At 71.2% G+C, this 14,889-nt stretch carries 13 protein-coding genes and 1 tRNA gene; 5 read left to right on the plus strand and 9 right to left on the minus strand.

From position 1 onward, the window contains the following. Positions 1-189: 189 nt before the first annotated feature. The gene (locus tag ACFQVC_RS05270) at positions 190-744 is read left to right on the plus strand and encodes a GNAT family N-acetyltransferase (RefSeq protein ID WP_381826895.1); all 555 of its coding nucleotides are present in this window, start codon (positions 190-192) and stop codon (positions 742-744) included. 21 nt (positions 745-765) lie between these two features. Here ACFQVC_RS05270 and ACFQVC_RS05275 read toward each other — a convergent pair whose 3' ends face one another. The 4 genes from ACFQVC_RS05275 to ACFQVC_RS05290 all read right to left on the minus strand — a co-directional run bounded on the left by ACFQVC_RS05275 (position 766) and on the right by ACFQVC_RS05290 (position 6,018). After that, on the minus strand, positions 766-975 hold the full coding sequence (locus ACFQVC_RS05275; RefSeq protein WP_381826897.1) for a hypothetical protein: 210 nt from the start codon (positions 973-975) through the stop codon (positions 766-768). Positions 976-1,010: 35 nt separating this feature from the next. Continuing rightward, on the minus strand, positions 1,011-1,442 hold the full coding sequence (locus tag ACFQVC_RS05280; RefSeq protein WP_381826899.1) for a hypothetical protein: 432 nt from the start codon (positions 1,440-1,442) through the stop codon (positions 1,011-1,013). Positions 1,443-1,645: 203 nt separating this feature from the next. Further along, positions 1,646-2,527 (minus strand): sugar phosphate isomerase/epimerase family protein, encoded by an 882-nt coding sequence (locus ACFQVC_RS05285; protein ID WP_381826900.1) that lies wholly within the window; start codon positions 2,525-2,527, stop codon positions 1,646-1,648. An 11-nt stretch (positions 2,528-2,538) separates the two neighbouring features. Then, the gene (locus ACFQVC_RS05290) at positions 2,539-6,018 is read right to left on the minus strand and encodes a ThuA domain-containing protein (RefSeq protein ID WP_381826902.1); all 3,480 of its coding nucleotides are present in this window, start codon (positions 6,016-6,018) and stop codon (positions 2,539-2,541) included. Positions 6,019-6,357: 339 nt separating this feature from the next. Here ACFQVC_RS05290 and ACFQVC_RS05295 point away from each other — a divergent pair, with 339 nt between their 5' ends. Further along, a complete protein-coding gene (locus ACFQVC_RS05295; protein ID WP_381826904.1) occupies positions 6,358-7,287 on the plus strand; it encodes an alpha/beta fold hydrolase in 930 nt (309 codons plus the stop codon). 153 nt (positions 7,288-7,440) lie between these two features. Continuing rightward, positions 7,441-7,809, plus strand: coding sequence for an MmcQ/YjbR family DNA-binding protein (locus ACFQVC_RS05300; RefSeq protein WP_381826906.1), 369 nt, complete (start codon positions 7,441-7,443; stop codon positions 7,807-7,809). Between the two features lie 62 nt (positions 7,810-7,871). On the opposite strand, the gene ACFQVC_RS05305 is transcribed toward ACFQVC_RS05300, so the two are convergent. Together ACFQVC_RS05305 and ACFQVC_RS05310 are read right to left on the minus strand one after the other, a co-directional pair. Then, on the minus strand, positions 7,872-8,780 hold the full coding sequence (locus ACFQVC_RS05305; protein WP_381826908.1) for a transketolase family protein: 909 nt from the start codon (positions 8,778-8,780) through the stop codon (positions 7,872-7,874). Positions 8,781-8,855: 75 nt separating this feature from the next. Then, entirely contained in the window at positions 8,856-9,590 is a 735-nt protein-coding gene (locus ACFQVC_RS05310) for a transketolase (RefSeq protein ID WP_381826910.1), read from the minus strand. 178 nt (positions 9,591-9,768) lie between these two features. On the opposite strand from ACFQVC_RS05310, the gene ACFQVC_RS05315 reads away from it, so the two are divergent. Both ACFQVC_RS05315 and ACFQVC_RS05320 read left to right on the plus strand, forming a co-directional pair. Continuing rightward, a tRNA-Pro gene (locus ACFQVC_RS05315) sits at positions 9,769-9,842 on the plus strand. 105 nt (positions 9,843-9,947) lie between these two features. Further along, entirely contained in the window at positions 9,948-10,652 is a 705-nt protein-coding gene (locus ACFQVC_RS05320) for a nucleotidyltransferase domain-containing protein (RefSeq protein WP_381826912.1), read from the plus strand. Positions 10,653-10,729: 77 nt separating this feature from the next. Here ACFQVC_RS05320 and ACFQVC_RS05325 read toward each other — a convergent pair whose 3' ends face one another. The 3 genes from ACFQVC_RS05325 to ACFQVC_RS05335 form a co-directional block, all read right to left on the minus strand. Beyond that, on the minus strand, positions 10,730-10,972 hold the full coding sequence (locus tag ACFQVC_RS05325) for a hypothetical protein (protein WP_381826914.1): 243 nt from the start codon (positions 10,970-10,972) through the stop codon (positions 10,730-10,732). Between the two features lie 134 nt (positions 10,973-11,106). Then, positions 11,107-12,699 carry an ABC transporter substrate-binding protein gene (locus ACFQVC_RS05330; RefSeq protein ID WP_381826916.1) on the minus strand — a complete coding sequence of 531 codons (1,593 nt, stop codon included), beginning with the start codon at positions 12,697-12,699 and terminating at the stop codon, positions 11,107-11,109. A 28-nt stretch (positions 12,700-12,727) separates the two neighbouring features. Continuing rightward, a complete protein-coding gene (locus tag ACFQVC_RS05335) occupies positions 12,728-14,779 on the minus strand; it encodes an ATP-binding protein (protein WP_381826918.1) in 2,052 nt (683 codons plus the stop codon). Between the last annotated feature and the right edge of the window lie 110 nt (positions 14,780-14,889).

Genomic DNA, 14,889 nt, shown 5'->3' on the forward strand with positions numbered 1-14,889 from the left:
GCGAGCACGGGGCATTCGCGTGCGCACGAGGCGTTCGCGTGTGCACGAGGCGTTCGCGTGTGCACGAGGCGTTCGCGTGTGCACGAGGCGTCCGCCGGGACGGGAAACGCATCCGAAACACGCCCTGCTTAAGATCGTCCGGTCCACGGTTCAACGGTCCGGACTGTGGCGAAGGCGAGGGTGGGTGCCATGAGTACAGAGGTCGCCAGCGAGCTCGACCGGCCGGGTCCGACGGCGGTTCGCTGTCTGAGCGGCTCCGAACTGCGCACTCTGGAAGGCGAGTTCGCGGACCTTCTGGTCGACACGGTGCAGGGCGGCAACTCCCTTGGTTTCCTGGCGCCGCTGCCGCGCGCGGAGGCAGGATCGTGGTGGCGTGAGCGCGCCGACGACGTGGACACGGGAATGTTGCTCGTCCTGGCCGTGCGGCACGAGGACCGGGTCGCGGGAACCGTGAGCGTCGCCCTCGTCGACAAGCCCAACGGCCGCCATCGCGCCGAGATCGTCAAGCTGATGGTGCACAGCTCGGCACGCGGCCTTGGCCTCGGCCGCACCCTGCTGACCGCTGCGGAGAGCGCGGCGGCGGCGCGCGGCGTCACGCTCCTGGTCCTGGACACCGAGACCGGCAGCCGGGCAGAGGGCTTCTACCGGGCGGCGGGCTGGACGGAGGCGGGCTCGATCCCCGACTACGCGGCGGACCCGCAGGGCGTGTTGCACCCCACGACGCTGTTCTTCAAGCGCCTGTAGCAGGAACGCGGGTGCCGCCCCCTACGCCGCCTCGTACTCGTGCGCCGGGCCCCCGCGCCACTGCACCCACGCCGGGTCGTCGAGAAGCTGCTCGGCGTCGGGGATACCGGCGCGGCGCAGGAACTCGAGGAGGTCATCGTCGTGGTGGGCGAGGCCGAGGATCACGCCGTGTGCCGTGACGCGGCGGCCCCCGGAACCCTGCGTCGGGTGGACGACTATCGGTGCGCTCATGCCTCCAGGGTGCACCGCCATGGCAAGTCCGGCACCTAATCCATGTATCCGTCGCCGTCGTCGTCGTAGCCGTCGCTGTGGACGGCGGACGCGAGCGAGTCGGCGATGCCGTCCTCGTCGGCGAGCGTGCCGACGGCGACGTTGATGATCGTGTCGTCGTAGGCCGCAGCGATGCCACCGCCACCGGGGCTGCCGTCGTTCTCGCCCATCGGCGCGAGGCCGCCACCGGGGCTGCCGTCGTTCTCGCCCGGCGGCGCGAGGCCGCCATCGGGGCTGCCGTCGTTGTGGCCCATCGGCGCGAGGCCGCCACCGGGGCTGCCGCCGTGTTCGCCCGGCGGCGCGAGACCCGCACCGCCGGGCGAGCCGGCGCCCTCGTCCGCCGCCGCGGCGCATGTTCCCGCCACGAGTGCCCCGGTCGCCAGGAGTGCGACCGCCGAGGCTCGCGCCAGTGTCTTCTTGATGGCCATGAGGCCCCCTCCGCTTCACGGTCTGCCGCAGGGGACGATGCCTGCCCGGTGACCGGGCCGCGACAAGTTTCGGCCCTCCCCGAAACCACGATGCGCGACGCATGGCCGGTGGGCGCGGCAGGGCGCCCCGGAACACCGTCCCGGGGCGCCTGCCTTTCAGTACCGCTCCAATGCCGCGCCGGCACTGCTCCGTACGGGAGCGATCAGTACCGCAGTGCCGCCAAGTACCCGTAGCTGTTGCGGGCCGTGGCGAACGGGTCGGCCGGGGAGTCGTGTTCCACGAGCCACTGTCTGACCCCGCCCACATGCGCGGGCCGGAACATCGCGGCGAAGTCCAGGACACCGGAGCCGACGTCCGCGAAGGAGCCGTCCGGGGCCATGTCCTTGACGTGGAGCGCCGGGAAGCGGTGCGGATGGCGCACGAAGTAGCGGGCCGGGTCCGCGCCGCCCTTGGCCGCCCAGTAGACGTCCAGTTCGAAGCCGACGAGCTCGGGGTCGGTCTCGTCGACCAGGATGTCGTAGAGCACCTCGCCGTCCACGGCGGCATGGTCGTCGCCGTGGTTGTGGAAGAGGAGCCGCCCGAGCCCGGCCTCGCGCGAGGCCTGCCCGATCCGGTTGAACTCCCTTGCCGCTTCCCGGAATCCGGCCGGAGTGTGCAGCGCGCCCGGCAGGCTCGGCACCACCGGCCACTTGGCGCCGAGGGTGTGCAGGTCCGCCAGGGCCTGGGGGAGGCCCGGGCCCCGCAGGGTGTCGTACGCGACGTGCTCAAGGACCGCCCGCAGTCCCGTCGCGTCGAGCATGCCGCGGATGGCGGCGGCGCTGTGTCCGTGCCGTCCGCTGACGCCGACCGTGGCGTAGCCGATCCGCGCGAGCCGTTCCAGGGTGCCGTGGAAGTCGGCCGCCAGCGGGGTGCGCATCGTGTACAGGTGCATGCCGATGCCGCCGCGCGGAATGCGCCGCAGAGACTGCGCGTCGGCGGCCCTGGCCGTGGACGGTGCTGCGGCAAGCGCGGCCGCGAGCCCCACGGACGCACCGAGGAACGCCCGTCTGGTGGATGGAGCGGATGCGCTGGATGTGAACCGCATGGGAGCCTCCCTCACTTCACCGTGATCCGGACCGCGCCCGTCGTGGTGTCGCCCTTGTCGTCGGTGACGGTCAGATGCGCGGTGTAGGCGCCCTTGCGGGCGTAGGTGTGCTGGGCGGTGGCGCCCTCCTCGCCCGCGGGCTTGGCGTTGTCACCGAAGTCCCAGTGGTACGAGGCGGCCTGACGCCCCGGCAGGAGTTTGACGGTGCTGCTGAGCCTGACCGCGAGCGGCGCCGTTCCGTCCGCAGGCGCGGCCGCGACCGTCACCTGGGAGGCCGGGGTCTTCTCCACGCCGTGGCCGTTGAAGTGCAGCCAGTCCAGGGCGAGCAGATCGGGTTTGCCGTCCGCCCACTGGGAGTTGGTGAACACGGCGTACACCTTGACGCTCTTGCCCGGGTCCCTTAGCGCGGTCGTCGGCGAGACGAGATTGCCGTAGCCGCCGGTGTTCGCCACGGACACCTTGCCGAGCAGTTCGCCGGTGGGCGAGCCGGCCCGGAACTCGATGTCGCCGCCGAGCCCGCCCGAGCCCGCGCCGACCGTCACGGACTCGATGCCCTTGAGGTGCGCGGGTGAGAAGGCGATCCAGTCGCCGTGCTCGATCTCGCCGAGGCGTTTGCCGCCCGAGGCGTCCGTGCGGCTGACCACCTCCGCGCCGCCGTGGGCGCCGCCGGTCGTGGTGAAGTGCTCGGCCTCACGGAAGGTGGTGCGCAGCGTGAGCGAGGCGGAACCGGTCAGGGCCGGCACTCCGCCGGGGCCGCCCTTGTCCTCGTACTGCGCGCTGATGCCGTAGTACAGGTTCTGCCCCGGCCCGTGGCTGTCACCGGCGTCCGTGACGATCTCGCCCGCGCAGCCGGTGTAGTTGTCCAGCGGATGCAGATGGGAGTCATGGCCGAGCTGGGACTGCACCACGACCCGGCCGCAGTCGATGGTGCCGTCCTCCGGGTCCGTCACCTTCACCTCGAAGGGAATGGTGTCCCCGAACGCGAACATGCCGCCGTTCACGGGAGTTTGGACCGTCACCTGGGGTCTGGTGTTGCCGACGGTGACCTCGTGTACGGCGAGCCCGGTCAGCTCCTTGGGCGCGGTCACCTTGAGGCGGGCGCTGAACTGCCCCTTCTCCTTGTAGGTGTACGTCGGGTTCGGCTCGGTCGAGTCGGTGGTGCCGTCGCCGTCCAGGTCCCAGGCGTAGCTGACCGGGGTACCGTCGGGCAGTCCCGAGCCCGCGCTGGAGAACTTCACGGTGAGCGGGGCGGTGCCGTTGTCCGGGGTCGCGGTGATCCGGGCGTCGGGCAGCCGGTCGTCGCCGACGTGGTCGATGCGGTAGATGCCCGCGCCCTCGTTGCTGCCGCCGCGCCCGGTGCCGCTGCCGAGCCCGAAATCGATCACGTACAGGGCACCGTCGGGCCCGAAGTCCGCGTCGAAGGGCTGGTTCCACTTCATGTCGTCGAAGACCGGGTTGATGGAGTGCAGATCTCCGGCCTTGGCGGGCGGGAAACGGGGATCGCTGAAGCTCTGGTCCTTCTGCTGGATCGAGAAGGACTTGAAGTACGTCCGGGTCAGCTCGTAGTTGAGCCACTTGCCCTCGAACGCCTCGGGGAATTTGGTGCGGTAGGTGTTCGCGGCGTCGTAGTCGTACACCGGGCCGCTCATCGGGCCGCCGCCCCCGGTGCCGAGCTCGGGGAACTGCGCCGAGGCGGAATACGCGTACCAGACCAGGGCCTTCTGCGCGGGCGGCAGTTCCCGCAGCCCGGTGTTGTTGGGGGAGTCGTTCACCAGGGCGCCGCAGTTGAATTTCGCGCCCGAGGTCTTGGTCGCGAAGTCGTAGTCGTTGAACGGTGTGTTGTCGCCGACGCAGTACGGCCAGCCGTAATTGCCCGCCTTGGTGATGCGGTTGTACTCGACGGTGCCCTCGGGGCCGCGGTCCGGCTTCGCGGCTCGCGCGTCGGGCCCGTAGTCCGCGACGAGCAGGGCGCCGCTGAGCGGGTCGGTGGTGATACGGAAGGGATTGCGCATCCCCATCGCATAGATCTCGGGACGGGTCTTCTCGGTGCCGGGCGCGAAGAGATTGCCCGCCGGGACGGAGTAACTCCCGTTGTCCTTCGGCGTGATACGCAGAATCTTGCCGCGCAGGTCGTTGGTGTTGCCCGAGGTGCCCTGGGCGTCCCAGGCGCGCCGGCCCTCGCGCTCGTCGATCGGCGCGAAGCCGTCCGAGGCGAACGGATCGGTGTTGTCCCCGGTGGCCACATAGAGATCGCCGTTCTTGTCGAAGGCGATCGAGCCGGCCATATGGGAATTGGCGCGCCCCTCGTTGCGGAAGGTGGGAACGGTGAGGAGGCGTTTCTCGGACGCCATGTCGACCTTGCCGCCGCTCTCCGTGAACCGCGACAGGTTCAGCCGTTTCTCGGTCTTGTCGGAATGCAGCAGATAAAGCCAGTGGTTGTCCTTGAACCTGGGATCGAGGGCGAGGCCGAGCAGTCCGTCGGACTGGCTCGTCATCTCCGGCGTGTAGGCGAAGTCGAGCGCGGTGGAGACCTTCAGGGTCTCCTGGTCGATGATCTTCAGCTTGCCGGTGCGCTGGATGAAGAAGACCCGGCGGTCGGGGGCCACCGCCAGTTCGAAGGGGTCCGCGAGATCGGAGGTGACCAGGGGAGTGCGCTGGAAGGCGCCGGTCTTGGTCGCCGTGCAGTCACCGGGCTTGTTGCCCGCGGCCCACTGGATACCGCCGAGCAGATGCTTCAGGAAGGCCTCCTCGGAGAAGGCCGCCTTGTCGTGTCCGCCCGCCGTGTACCAGGAGCGGCCGCCGTCGTAGTTCTGGCACCAGGACCACGGGTGGTCGACGCCTTCGTCCAGGCCCTCGACACCGTCACGGACCTTGATCTGCGCGAGGGTGTGCACCTTGCCCGTCGGATTGGCGCGCCAGTTGTACCACTCCTCGCTGCGCTCCCACAGCTCGGGCAGGCCCTTCGTGGAGGGGTGCGCCTGGTCGAGGACCTTGATCCGGCCGGTCTGCACCGCGGGGTGCTTGTCGAAGATGGCGCCGACGAGGCCCTCGTACCACTGCCAGTCGCGTTCGCTGGCCGATGCCGCGTGCAGCCCGACCCAGCCGCCGCCCGCGCGGATGTACTTCTGCAGCGCGGTGCGCTGACCCGCGTCGAGCAGATCACCCTTCTCCGGCGTGGAGTTGGTGTTGTTGAAGACGACCGCCTGGAAACGCGCGAGATTGGCGTCGGTGAACGCGCCCGCGTCGTCGGTGGCCTCCACCTCGAAGCCGTGCTCACTGCCCAGCTTCTTGATCGCGTCGATCCCGGCGGGAATCGAGTCGTGGTAGAAGTTCGTCACTTTCGAGAAGACCAGAACGCGAAAAGGCGCCGCCTGCGCGGGAGTCGGAGTCGAAGTGACCCCCAGCGCGAGGACGAGCGCCAATAAGGAGAGAAGGGCGATGAGTGATCTTCGGACGGGGTGCCAAGCGGGACGGCCGGCGGGGTGACTCATGGGCGCTCCCTGTGCTCGTTGGACGGCTGTGGGGTTAGAAAGCGCTTTCTGGAGTGCGTCGTTCAGAGTAGGTTCCTGGCTTCCGGGGGGTCAATGGGTCGTACGAGGGGTCAGTGAGCGGTGCGGGAGGGGCGCCGAGTCGCGCGGCAGGGGTGCTGAGCCGTGCGGGAGGGGGCGGAGCCGCGCGGGAAGGCGGCGAGCCGCGCGGAAAGGCGGCGAGCCGCGCGGGGCGACCGGCTCGCCGCCGTGAGTTGCCGCAGACCCCTGGCATGACGGGCCGCCGTCGGGGGAGGGTCGTGCGAGGACACGATCACCGCACGAGCCGAGGAGTCGTACTCGATGACGTACACCGTGGGAACGGCCACCGCCCGCGACGGCGTGCAGAGCGTCACCTATACCTGGCAGCCCGACGGCGGCCGTCCGCGCGCCTGGGTGCAGATCGCGCACGGCGCCGCCGAACACGGCCTGCGCTACGACCGGTTCGCCCGCCATCTGACGGGCCACGGCTATGGCGTGATCGCCTCCGACCACCGCGGTCACGGCGCCACCGCCAAGGCCACCGGCGGCTACGGCGTCACCGGCGCCGACATCGAGGACTCCTGGCGGGCCATCGTCGACGACCTCAAGGCCATCGGCGACCAGGTGCGCGCCCTGCACCCCGGTATCCCGCTGGTCCTTCTCGGCCACAGCATGGGCTCGCTCCTGGCCCGCGACTACGCCCAGGAGTACGCCGACGACCTCGCGGGCCTGATCCTCTCGGGCACCTTCCGTTCCCTGCCGGGCGCCGAACTCGACGGCTCCGCGGCCCGCCTGGAGCGAGAGATCGCCGAAGGCGGCCGTACCGCCCTGTCCGGCTACATCCCCGAGCTGTTCGCCTCGTTCAACGACCCGTATCAGCACCGCACCGGATTCGAGTGGCTCTCGCGCGACGAGGCCGAGGTGGACGCGTATGTCGCCGACGAGCGCTGCGGCTTTCCCTTCTCGGCCGGGCTCGCCCTCGACTGGGTGCGCAACTCCCGCAAGATCAACGACCCCCGCAATATCGCCCGTATCCCCGCCGACCTGCCCATCCATGTGGCCGTCGGCACCGAGGACCCGTGCAACCAGCGGATGACCCTGGTCTACGAACTCCTGGAGGACTTCCGTTACGCCGGGATCACCGATCTGACCTGGAAGGGATACGAGGGGGCCCGCCACGAAATCCTCAACGAGACCAACCGCGACGAGGTCCAGGAGGATCTGACGGTGTGGCTCGACAAGCACGTGTGAGGGGGGCGAAGCCGGTGGGTGTCGTGGGTGCCGCGTGCGGGGTGGGCGCCTGCCGGGTGTCCATGGGCGTCTGCCGGGTGTCCGTGAGGGCGGTGCCGCTTCCGGCTTGCCTTGCCGTGCCGGTTGTCAGCGGCATGTCCTAACGTCTGTGCCATGGCTACGTCCTTGACCTCCGACGATGTGCGCGACGCCGCGCTCGCGCTGCCGCAGACCACCGAGAAGATCGCCTGGTCGATGCCCACGTTCAGGGTGGCGGGAAAGATGTTCGCGACACTGCCGGAGGACGAGACGTCCATCGCCGTCCGATGCCCCAAGGAGGAGCGGGACGAACTGGTCCTCGCGGAGCCGGAGAAGTTCTGGATCGCCGACCACGAGGCGCAGTTCGCCTGGGTGCGGGTGCGCATCGCCGCCCTGGAGGACGCCGCCGAGCTGCGTGACATCCTGGCCGACTCCTGGCGCCAGGCCGCCCCGGGCGAACTCGTCGAGGAACACCCGGAGTTGGGGCTTCCGGCCGCGGGCTGACGGACCGCCGGCCGGAGCGCGCCCCCGCATTCTGTGTTGTTACGCCGCGGCCGGCACGGTTGTCACGCCGAGGCCGGTACCGGCAGGAACGCGCTGATGCGCTCGCGCAGGGACGCCGGGTCCAGGCCGTGGGCGGCCAGGTGCTCGGACATGTCTCCGTAGCGGCGCAGCTCGCGGCGGGCCACGCCGAGGCCGAGCACCCGGTGCGGCACGGACTGCAGAGCCGCGCCGGCGGCGGCGTTCGACGTCCCTTCCAGATAGGGCTCGACGATCACCACGTGCGGGCTCTTCGCGGCGGCCCGGCGCAGTGTGGCGGCGTCGAAGGGGCGCACCGTGGAGGCGTACAGGACCGTGACGTCGAGGCCCTCGACCGCGGCGAGGACGGCGTCCAGCATCGGGCCCACGGCGATCACGACCCCGCCGTTGCCCTCGCGCACGGTGAGGAACCGCGCCCCGTCCACCGCGAGTCCCTCCGTGTTCGACTGCTGCGACAGACGTACGTAGACCTTGTTGTCGCCCGCCGCGACCGCGTGCCGGATCAGGGTCTCGGCCTCGTCGGGGTGGCCGGGCACGTGCACGGTCCAGCCGTCCAGGGTGTCCAGGAGCGCCACGTCGCCCGGTGACATATGGGTGAAGCCGCCGGCGGGCCAGTCGTAGGAGCCGCCCGCGCTGACCAGGACTCCGCCCACTCCCTGGTGCCCGAAGTCCAGCTTGATCTGCTCGAAGGGCCGCTCCACCAGAAAGCTGGCGAAGGTGTGCACGATGGGCCGCAGCCCGGCGAGCGCGAGCCCCGCGCCCGTGCCGATCAACAGCTGCTCCCGGATCCCGACGTTGATCACGCGGTCCGGGTGCCTGTGCTCGGCGTCCTCCAGGCGGTCCCTGCTGATCTCGGCAAGGACGAGGGCGAGGCGCGGGTCCTCGTCGAGGAGACGGGTGACGGTGGTGGTGAAGCGGTCACGCATGGTGTCCATGATCATCAGTCCTCGGGGTATCGGTGGCGGGTGCTGCGAGTGGGCGGTACGGGGCGCTGTGCGGAGGTCGGCGGTTCACGCGTTCTTGGGCTCGACGCGGGCGACGACCACATGGGGCCGGCCCGGGTGCGGCGCGGTGTACGCCGCGTGGAGCGCCTCGTGGTCACGGCCGTCGACGGTCACCGCCGACCAGCCGGCCGCCTCGAAGCGGGCCGCGATCCCGCCCGGCCGCGCATGGCTGGCGGAGGCGTTGTCGATCACCAGGGTGTGCAGCCGGTCCAGGCGTGCGGGCCCGGCGAAGGCGATGGCCTCGTGGTTGCTGCCCTCGTCCAGTTCGGCGTCGCCGACGAGCACCCACACAGCCGGTTCGGCCAGGCCCTGCGCGCGCAGGCCGAGCGCGCTGCCGACGGCGAGCGGCAGTCCGTGCCCGAGCGAGCCGCTGCCGATCTCGGCGCCGGGCACGAGCACCCGGTCCGGGTGGTGGCCGAGCCGCGAGCCGTACGAGCCGAAGCCCGGAAGCTCGTCGACGGGCACGAAGCCCTTCGCGGCGAGTACCGCGTAGTACGCCATCGGCCCGTGCCCCTTCGAGAGCAGGAACCGGTCGCGCCCCGGGTCGTCGGCGCGCTCGGGGGAGACCCGCAGCACCCGGTCGTAGAGCACCCAGAGCGCGTCGAGCGTCGAGGTGGCGGCGGGCCCGTGCTTCTCGTCGCCGGTCATCAGGCCCATGAGGCGGGGCAGGTCCGCGTAGTCGTAGTTGCGGTCGTAGTTGTGGTCGTGGGCGATGGCGGTGGGCGTCGTCGTAGTCGTCATGTGCAGCAGCCTCGTACCTCAATCAAACTTGAGGTCAAGAGCTCCGGTGCGCTGATTCTTCGCGAGGTCGCCGTGACTCTGTGTGGTGGGGTGAAAACGGGTTCACGACCACCCGCCTGAGTGCGGTATTGTTTCCGTGCGCGTTCGGCCGGGGGAAACCCCAGGTCACAACGAGCACCGGGACGTGGCGCAGCTTGGTAGCGCACTTGACTGGGGGTCAAGGGGTCGCAGGTTCAAATCCTGTCGTCCCGACGGTGCACAGCGCAGCTCAGGGCCCATCTCCGGATGGGCCCTGAGGCGTTTCCGGCCTCGACGTCCGCCCCGTTCAGGCCGCTCGCCCCGAAGCCAGGAGCCTGTATGGAACCGGTGGACGCCGCCCGTGAGTTGGTGGCCGGACGTCATCCCGAGGCCCTGGCGGTGTTCCTCGGCGGGAGTGTGCTGACGGCGCGGCGTACCGCCCTCTCCGATCTGGACGTCGTGGTGCTGCTCGGCGCCGACGCGGTGCCGTACCGGGAGAGCTGCCGTTTCGGTGGCTGGCCGGTGGAGCTCTTCGTGCACAGCGAGGACAGCTGGCGGGGGTTCGTGGAGCGGGAGACCGTCCGGCGACGCTCGCCCCTGCTGTGGATGTGCTCGGCCGGGACCCTGGTCGTCGACCGCGACGGCACCGGTGCCCGGCTTCAGGCGGAGGCCAGAAGGCGTACCGATGCCGGGCCCGCGCCGGTGACGGCCCAGGAAATCGAGGATGGGCGATATGCGCTGAGCGATCTGCTCGATGACCTCGCGGGCTGTACGCACCCCGGGGAGCGGCTGTACGTCGTCACCGAGATCGCCCGCAGGACGGGGGAGTTGCTGCTGCTCGCCGAGGGGGCGTGGCTGGGCGCGGGCAAGTGGCTGGCCCGGCGGGCCGACGAGGTCCTGCCGGGGTTCTCGGAGCGCCTGGACGCCGTGGTGCGGGATGCGCTCGACGGGCGTCCGGAGCGCCTTGTCGCGCTGGCCGACGAGGTGCTGGCGGGGGTGGGCGGGCGGCTTTGGGAGGGGTACCGGCGCGGTGGTGTGACCTGAGGCGGGGAGGCGCCGAGCCGCAGGGTGCTTCCTGCCGCGCCGGGTCGCCGGGGCGCCGGATCCTTGGCCGCCCGCCATCACGCCGGTCGGCCGTGCCGGATACCCGCTGTCGCGCCGGGCCTGAGCCGGCCATGGACCCTCCTGGCCCGGGCGACGGGTTCGTGCGACTCCCGGGCGAGGGTAAGCCGCCGGTCCACGGCCCGGTCGGCCGGGGCGTCGAGCGTCGCGCGGATCTCGCTGATCCGGCGGGCCAGAGCCGGGTCACGCTCGGCGAGGGACTCCCCGTCGGAGCGGGCCTCGAGGGTGTGCGACCACGGCACGTCGCGGCCCTGCTCCAGCAGATCGAGCGCCCGGCGGCGATCGCGCGGCTCGCCGCCCCGGTGGTCAGGCCCGTCCAGTCGGCGAGGAGATGCTCGCGGTCGGCCGGCCCCACGCCCCGCTGCCACCGGCGCGCTCACCGTGTGCAGGCGCCGGCCTCGTCACCCCGGAACGTGCGGTACAGGGGCAGTGGCTTCTCGCCCTTCTTGAGCTTGACCGGGGGGTGCTCGACTACGGGCACCGGTTTGCACACCGCCCACTGGTCGTTGCGGCCCGGACCTTCGAAGCCGTAGGTGCCGGCCGCGCCCCGCAGGCAGTTGTTGGTGCAGCCGCCCGCGGAGATGGTGGGGAAGATCAGGGTGTTGTAGAGATCGTGCTTGGTCGGGATCTTGCGGGCCGGGGTGGTGGCGTCGCCGCCCTCGCCGCCCTCGTTGAGCTCGCTGTAGGTGCGGTCGACGGCGTCGGCGAGCAGTGTGAACGCGTCGTAGTACATGACCGCGTAGCCGTCGTCGAGGGCCGTGCCGTTCAACTCGTGCTTCTTCTGCAGCTGTTGGAAGCGGGTGAGGAAGCGCTCGTAGGCCTCGGGCGGGTTGTGCTCGCCCTGGCGCCAGGCCGGGTCGACGGACGACGCGTCGACGATCGAGGCGTGTGCCTCCTCCAGCCAGCGGGTGGGCTCGGCGGCGCTGAGGGTCGGCTCCAGGCCGATGCCGACCTTGAGGATGCGCAGGCGCGACTCGCGGCCGCAGTCGCCTTCCTGGGCCAGGCGTTTGATGAAACTCGGCAGGTCCTGGTCGCGGCCCGCGAAGAAGACGGTGTCGGACTTCTCGTTGCAGATCTTCTGTACGGCGTCGGTGAAGCGGTTGGGGATGCCCTTGTCGGCGCCGGAGGAGCCGGTGAAGTTGGAGTTGTGGTGGTCGAGGGAGTAGACGACGCCGAAGTGCCGCTCGTAGATCTCCTTGAGGTTGCGCGAGTACACGTCCTCCTGGCGGTTGTCCCACACCAGGAAGCCCTTCTCGTCCCCGGGCCGCTCCTGGAGATAGCGCTCGAGCGCGCTCACGAACTCGTCGTTGTTCGGTGAGGTCTTGAAGAAGTACGGCGCGTTCATATTGGCCGCGGTGATCACCGGGCCCACGGTGGGGATGCTGTGTTGGCTGAGCGCCGCGATCGTCTTGCGGGAGGCGTCGGTGCTGCTCGGGATGCCGGTGACGCCGACCAGCGGGGTGCGGTTGTCGTCGGCGAGCTCGGCCAGGCGGTCGACCACCGGCTCCCACTGGAGCATATGGCGGCCGTCGGGCGCGAACAGGAGCTGGTAGTACGGTCCGTAGCCGCTGTTGGCCTCCAGCTGCGCGGCCAGGGCGCCGGCCAGGGCGCGGCGGATCATGTCCTTGGTCATGGCGCTGGAGCCGTCCGAGGTGAACGGCATCATCAGGGCGATCCGTACATACGGGACGCGTGCCTCGCCGTTCCGCTTCTCCGCCCGGTTCTTGACGCGGGCGTTCTCGTCCGCGACGGCCTTGATGAGGCTGTCCAGGGCCGGGTCGGCGGCGAAGGCGTGCTCGGTGACGCCCACGCAGTCCCCGTCGACCTCGTGCAGATCCGCACCGCACCGGCCGGGCCCCGGCAGGGTCAGGGCGAGTACGGCGGCCACGGCGGCGAGCACCGCGGCGAGCCCGCCCACGGCCACCCATTCGACCGGCCCCCATTCACGGGGATGACGACGGAACAGCATGCTGCCTCACTGTCTGGGAGGAGAAGGCTCACTGCCTGGGGATCGGAAAGGGCTGCCTCTTGCGGGCCGCGGTGGGCCAGCTGCGGGCGGCCTGACTCAGTACGGCGTGCCAGGACGGGTGGCGCGGCGAGAGATACGCCAGCTCCTCGCCGACGGCCTTGCACAGGTCGGTGTCCGGCTCGGTGTGCGGCTCGGACAGGTACCACAGGGCGTGCAGCAGCCGGTTGACGCAGCGCTCCGTCTCGTGCAGGTCGGCGAAGCGGCCGTCGTGCGCGCCGAGCGCCAGGGCCATCCGCTCGTCGGCCCAGTCACGGGCCGGGGGAGTCGGTGCCGTCGCGGCGTACTGCAGACAGAACAGCCAGTGTGCGGCGCCCTGTTCGTCCTGCTCGGACTGGAACTCCTCGGCCAGGGCGGCCACCACGGTGTCCGCCTCCCCGGCGGCGAGAGTGTGGCGCAGCGCGTCCGCCTCGCCGTCCGCGCCGCGCTGTGCGTGGTGCATCCGCAGGAAGCGGTGCACCTCCTGCCAGCCGCGCCGGTCATCCGCGCCCGCCGAGCGCCGCCGCGCCTCGTGCACCAGGAGGGTCTGCAGCAGCGTGTCCGACACCAACGGGCGGTCGGGCAGGGTGAGTTGCTGCCACTGCTGGCTCTCCAGGTACTCGGTGACGGCGTTGGCGGGCAGCTGCTCGGGGCCCTCAAGGCGCAGATGGGCGGCGAGGGCCGAGGCGGCCGCGTTGTCTCGGGCCAGCGAGAGCAGGGTCAGCCGGTCGCGCTGACGGCGGTCGGGAAGCAGCCGCTCCAGGAGCGCTTCGGTGACCGGCCTGCCGTCCTTCGTGGTCAGCTCCAGGAGGGTACGCGGGGTGACCTCGGTGCCCTTCTTCGCGGTGTGCAGGACCGCGGCGCACAGCATCGTCGTCGCCGCCGGGTGCCCACCTGTCAACGAGTGCACGGCGGAGGCCAGATAGGGGTGCAGGGGCCGCGCGGAGCGGGCGACCGCGAGCAGCGGCAGCACGTCGTCACGGCTGAGCGGGGTGAGCGGGACGGCGAGGAGGCCGGCGTACGGCGTCGGGCCCGTGCGTCGCCAGCCGGAGGACTTCACCAGGTCCGCGAGGTCGCGGCGGACCGCGTCGGCGGCCGCGTCGGGCAGCTCGCCGAGGCGGGTGGCGACGACCACGGTCTCCTCGCGGTGCGGGCGGTCGGGCCGTGCGCGCTGCTCCAGGAGCAGCTCGAGGAAGCCCTCGCCGGTCTCGGTGTGCGCGTCGTCGAGCAGGATCAGCGGCCAGGGTTCACGGTTCCAGCGCTGCAGCCGGCCGTAGGCGGCGGCGATGTCGTGCAACAGGGCGGCGGTCAGGGCCTGTTCGGCCGCGTGGCGGTAGTCGCCGCCCAGCTGGAACCACTCGCCGAGGCGCAGCAGCGGACTCCCGGAGTCGCCGCTGTGCGGAATGCGGCCGCGGTACCAGGCGGGTGCCTCGCCGAGCTGATGGCGCTCGGCGTACTCGGCGATCACGGCCGCGGTGATGCCGTCCTGCCGCTCGGCGTGGTCGAGCTCGTCCAGACGGCCCTCGACGGCTGCGGCCCAGGCGTGCCGCAGCGGGTCCACGGGCCCGCGCTCCAGATGGCAGGCGATCAGGGCCCGGGCGAGGAGCAGGAACCGCGCGTCCCGCTCCTCGTCGTTGTCGTACCGCCAGCCGGCCACGGCGAAGAGCCCCGGCAGCAGTACGGGGAAGCGGCGCCGCAGATCGGGGGCGAGGGCGCAGACCAGCTCGGCCAGGAGCTCCACGGTATCGGCGGCGACCGCGGGCACACCGGGGCCCGAGGGCGCGGACGGCACGGGCTCGGCGGTCGGCGGCACGGCCCGGATATGGGCGAGCGGAAGGCGGCCGCGGTAGTGGGCGGCGAGCTCGGCGAGTACGGCGCTGCGCCCCATGCCGTGCCGGCCGGTGACCAGGACCACGGGCGGATCGCCCTGGTGCTCGCGGGTGGTGCGGGACCGCTCGTCGTGGGCCAGGCCCGTGAGCCGGGGGACGAGCGCGCGCAGGAGCGGGTCCCTGCCGTACAGCGATGGCCCTTCCGTGGTGCCCATCAGGCTGCGTTCCGCCTCCGTGTCGTCCGTGTCCTTTGCGGCGACAACGACTCGGAGACAGGCGGTACCGCTCCCCCGTGACGTCAGCCGCTGACGTCCGTACCAACTAC

It is taken from the genome of Streptomyces monticola, assembly GCF_042665355.1.
Taxonomy (GTDB): domain Bacteria; phylum Actinomycetota; class Actinomycetes; order Streptomycetales; family Streptomycetaceae; genus Streptomyces; species Streptomyces monticola.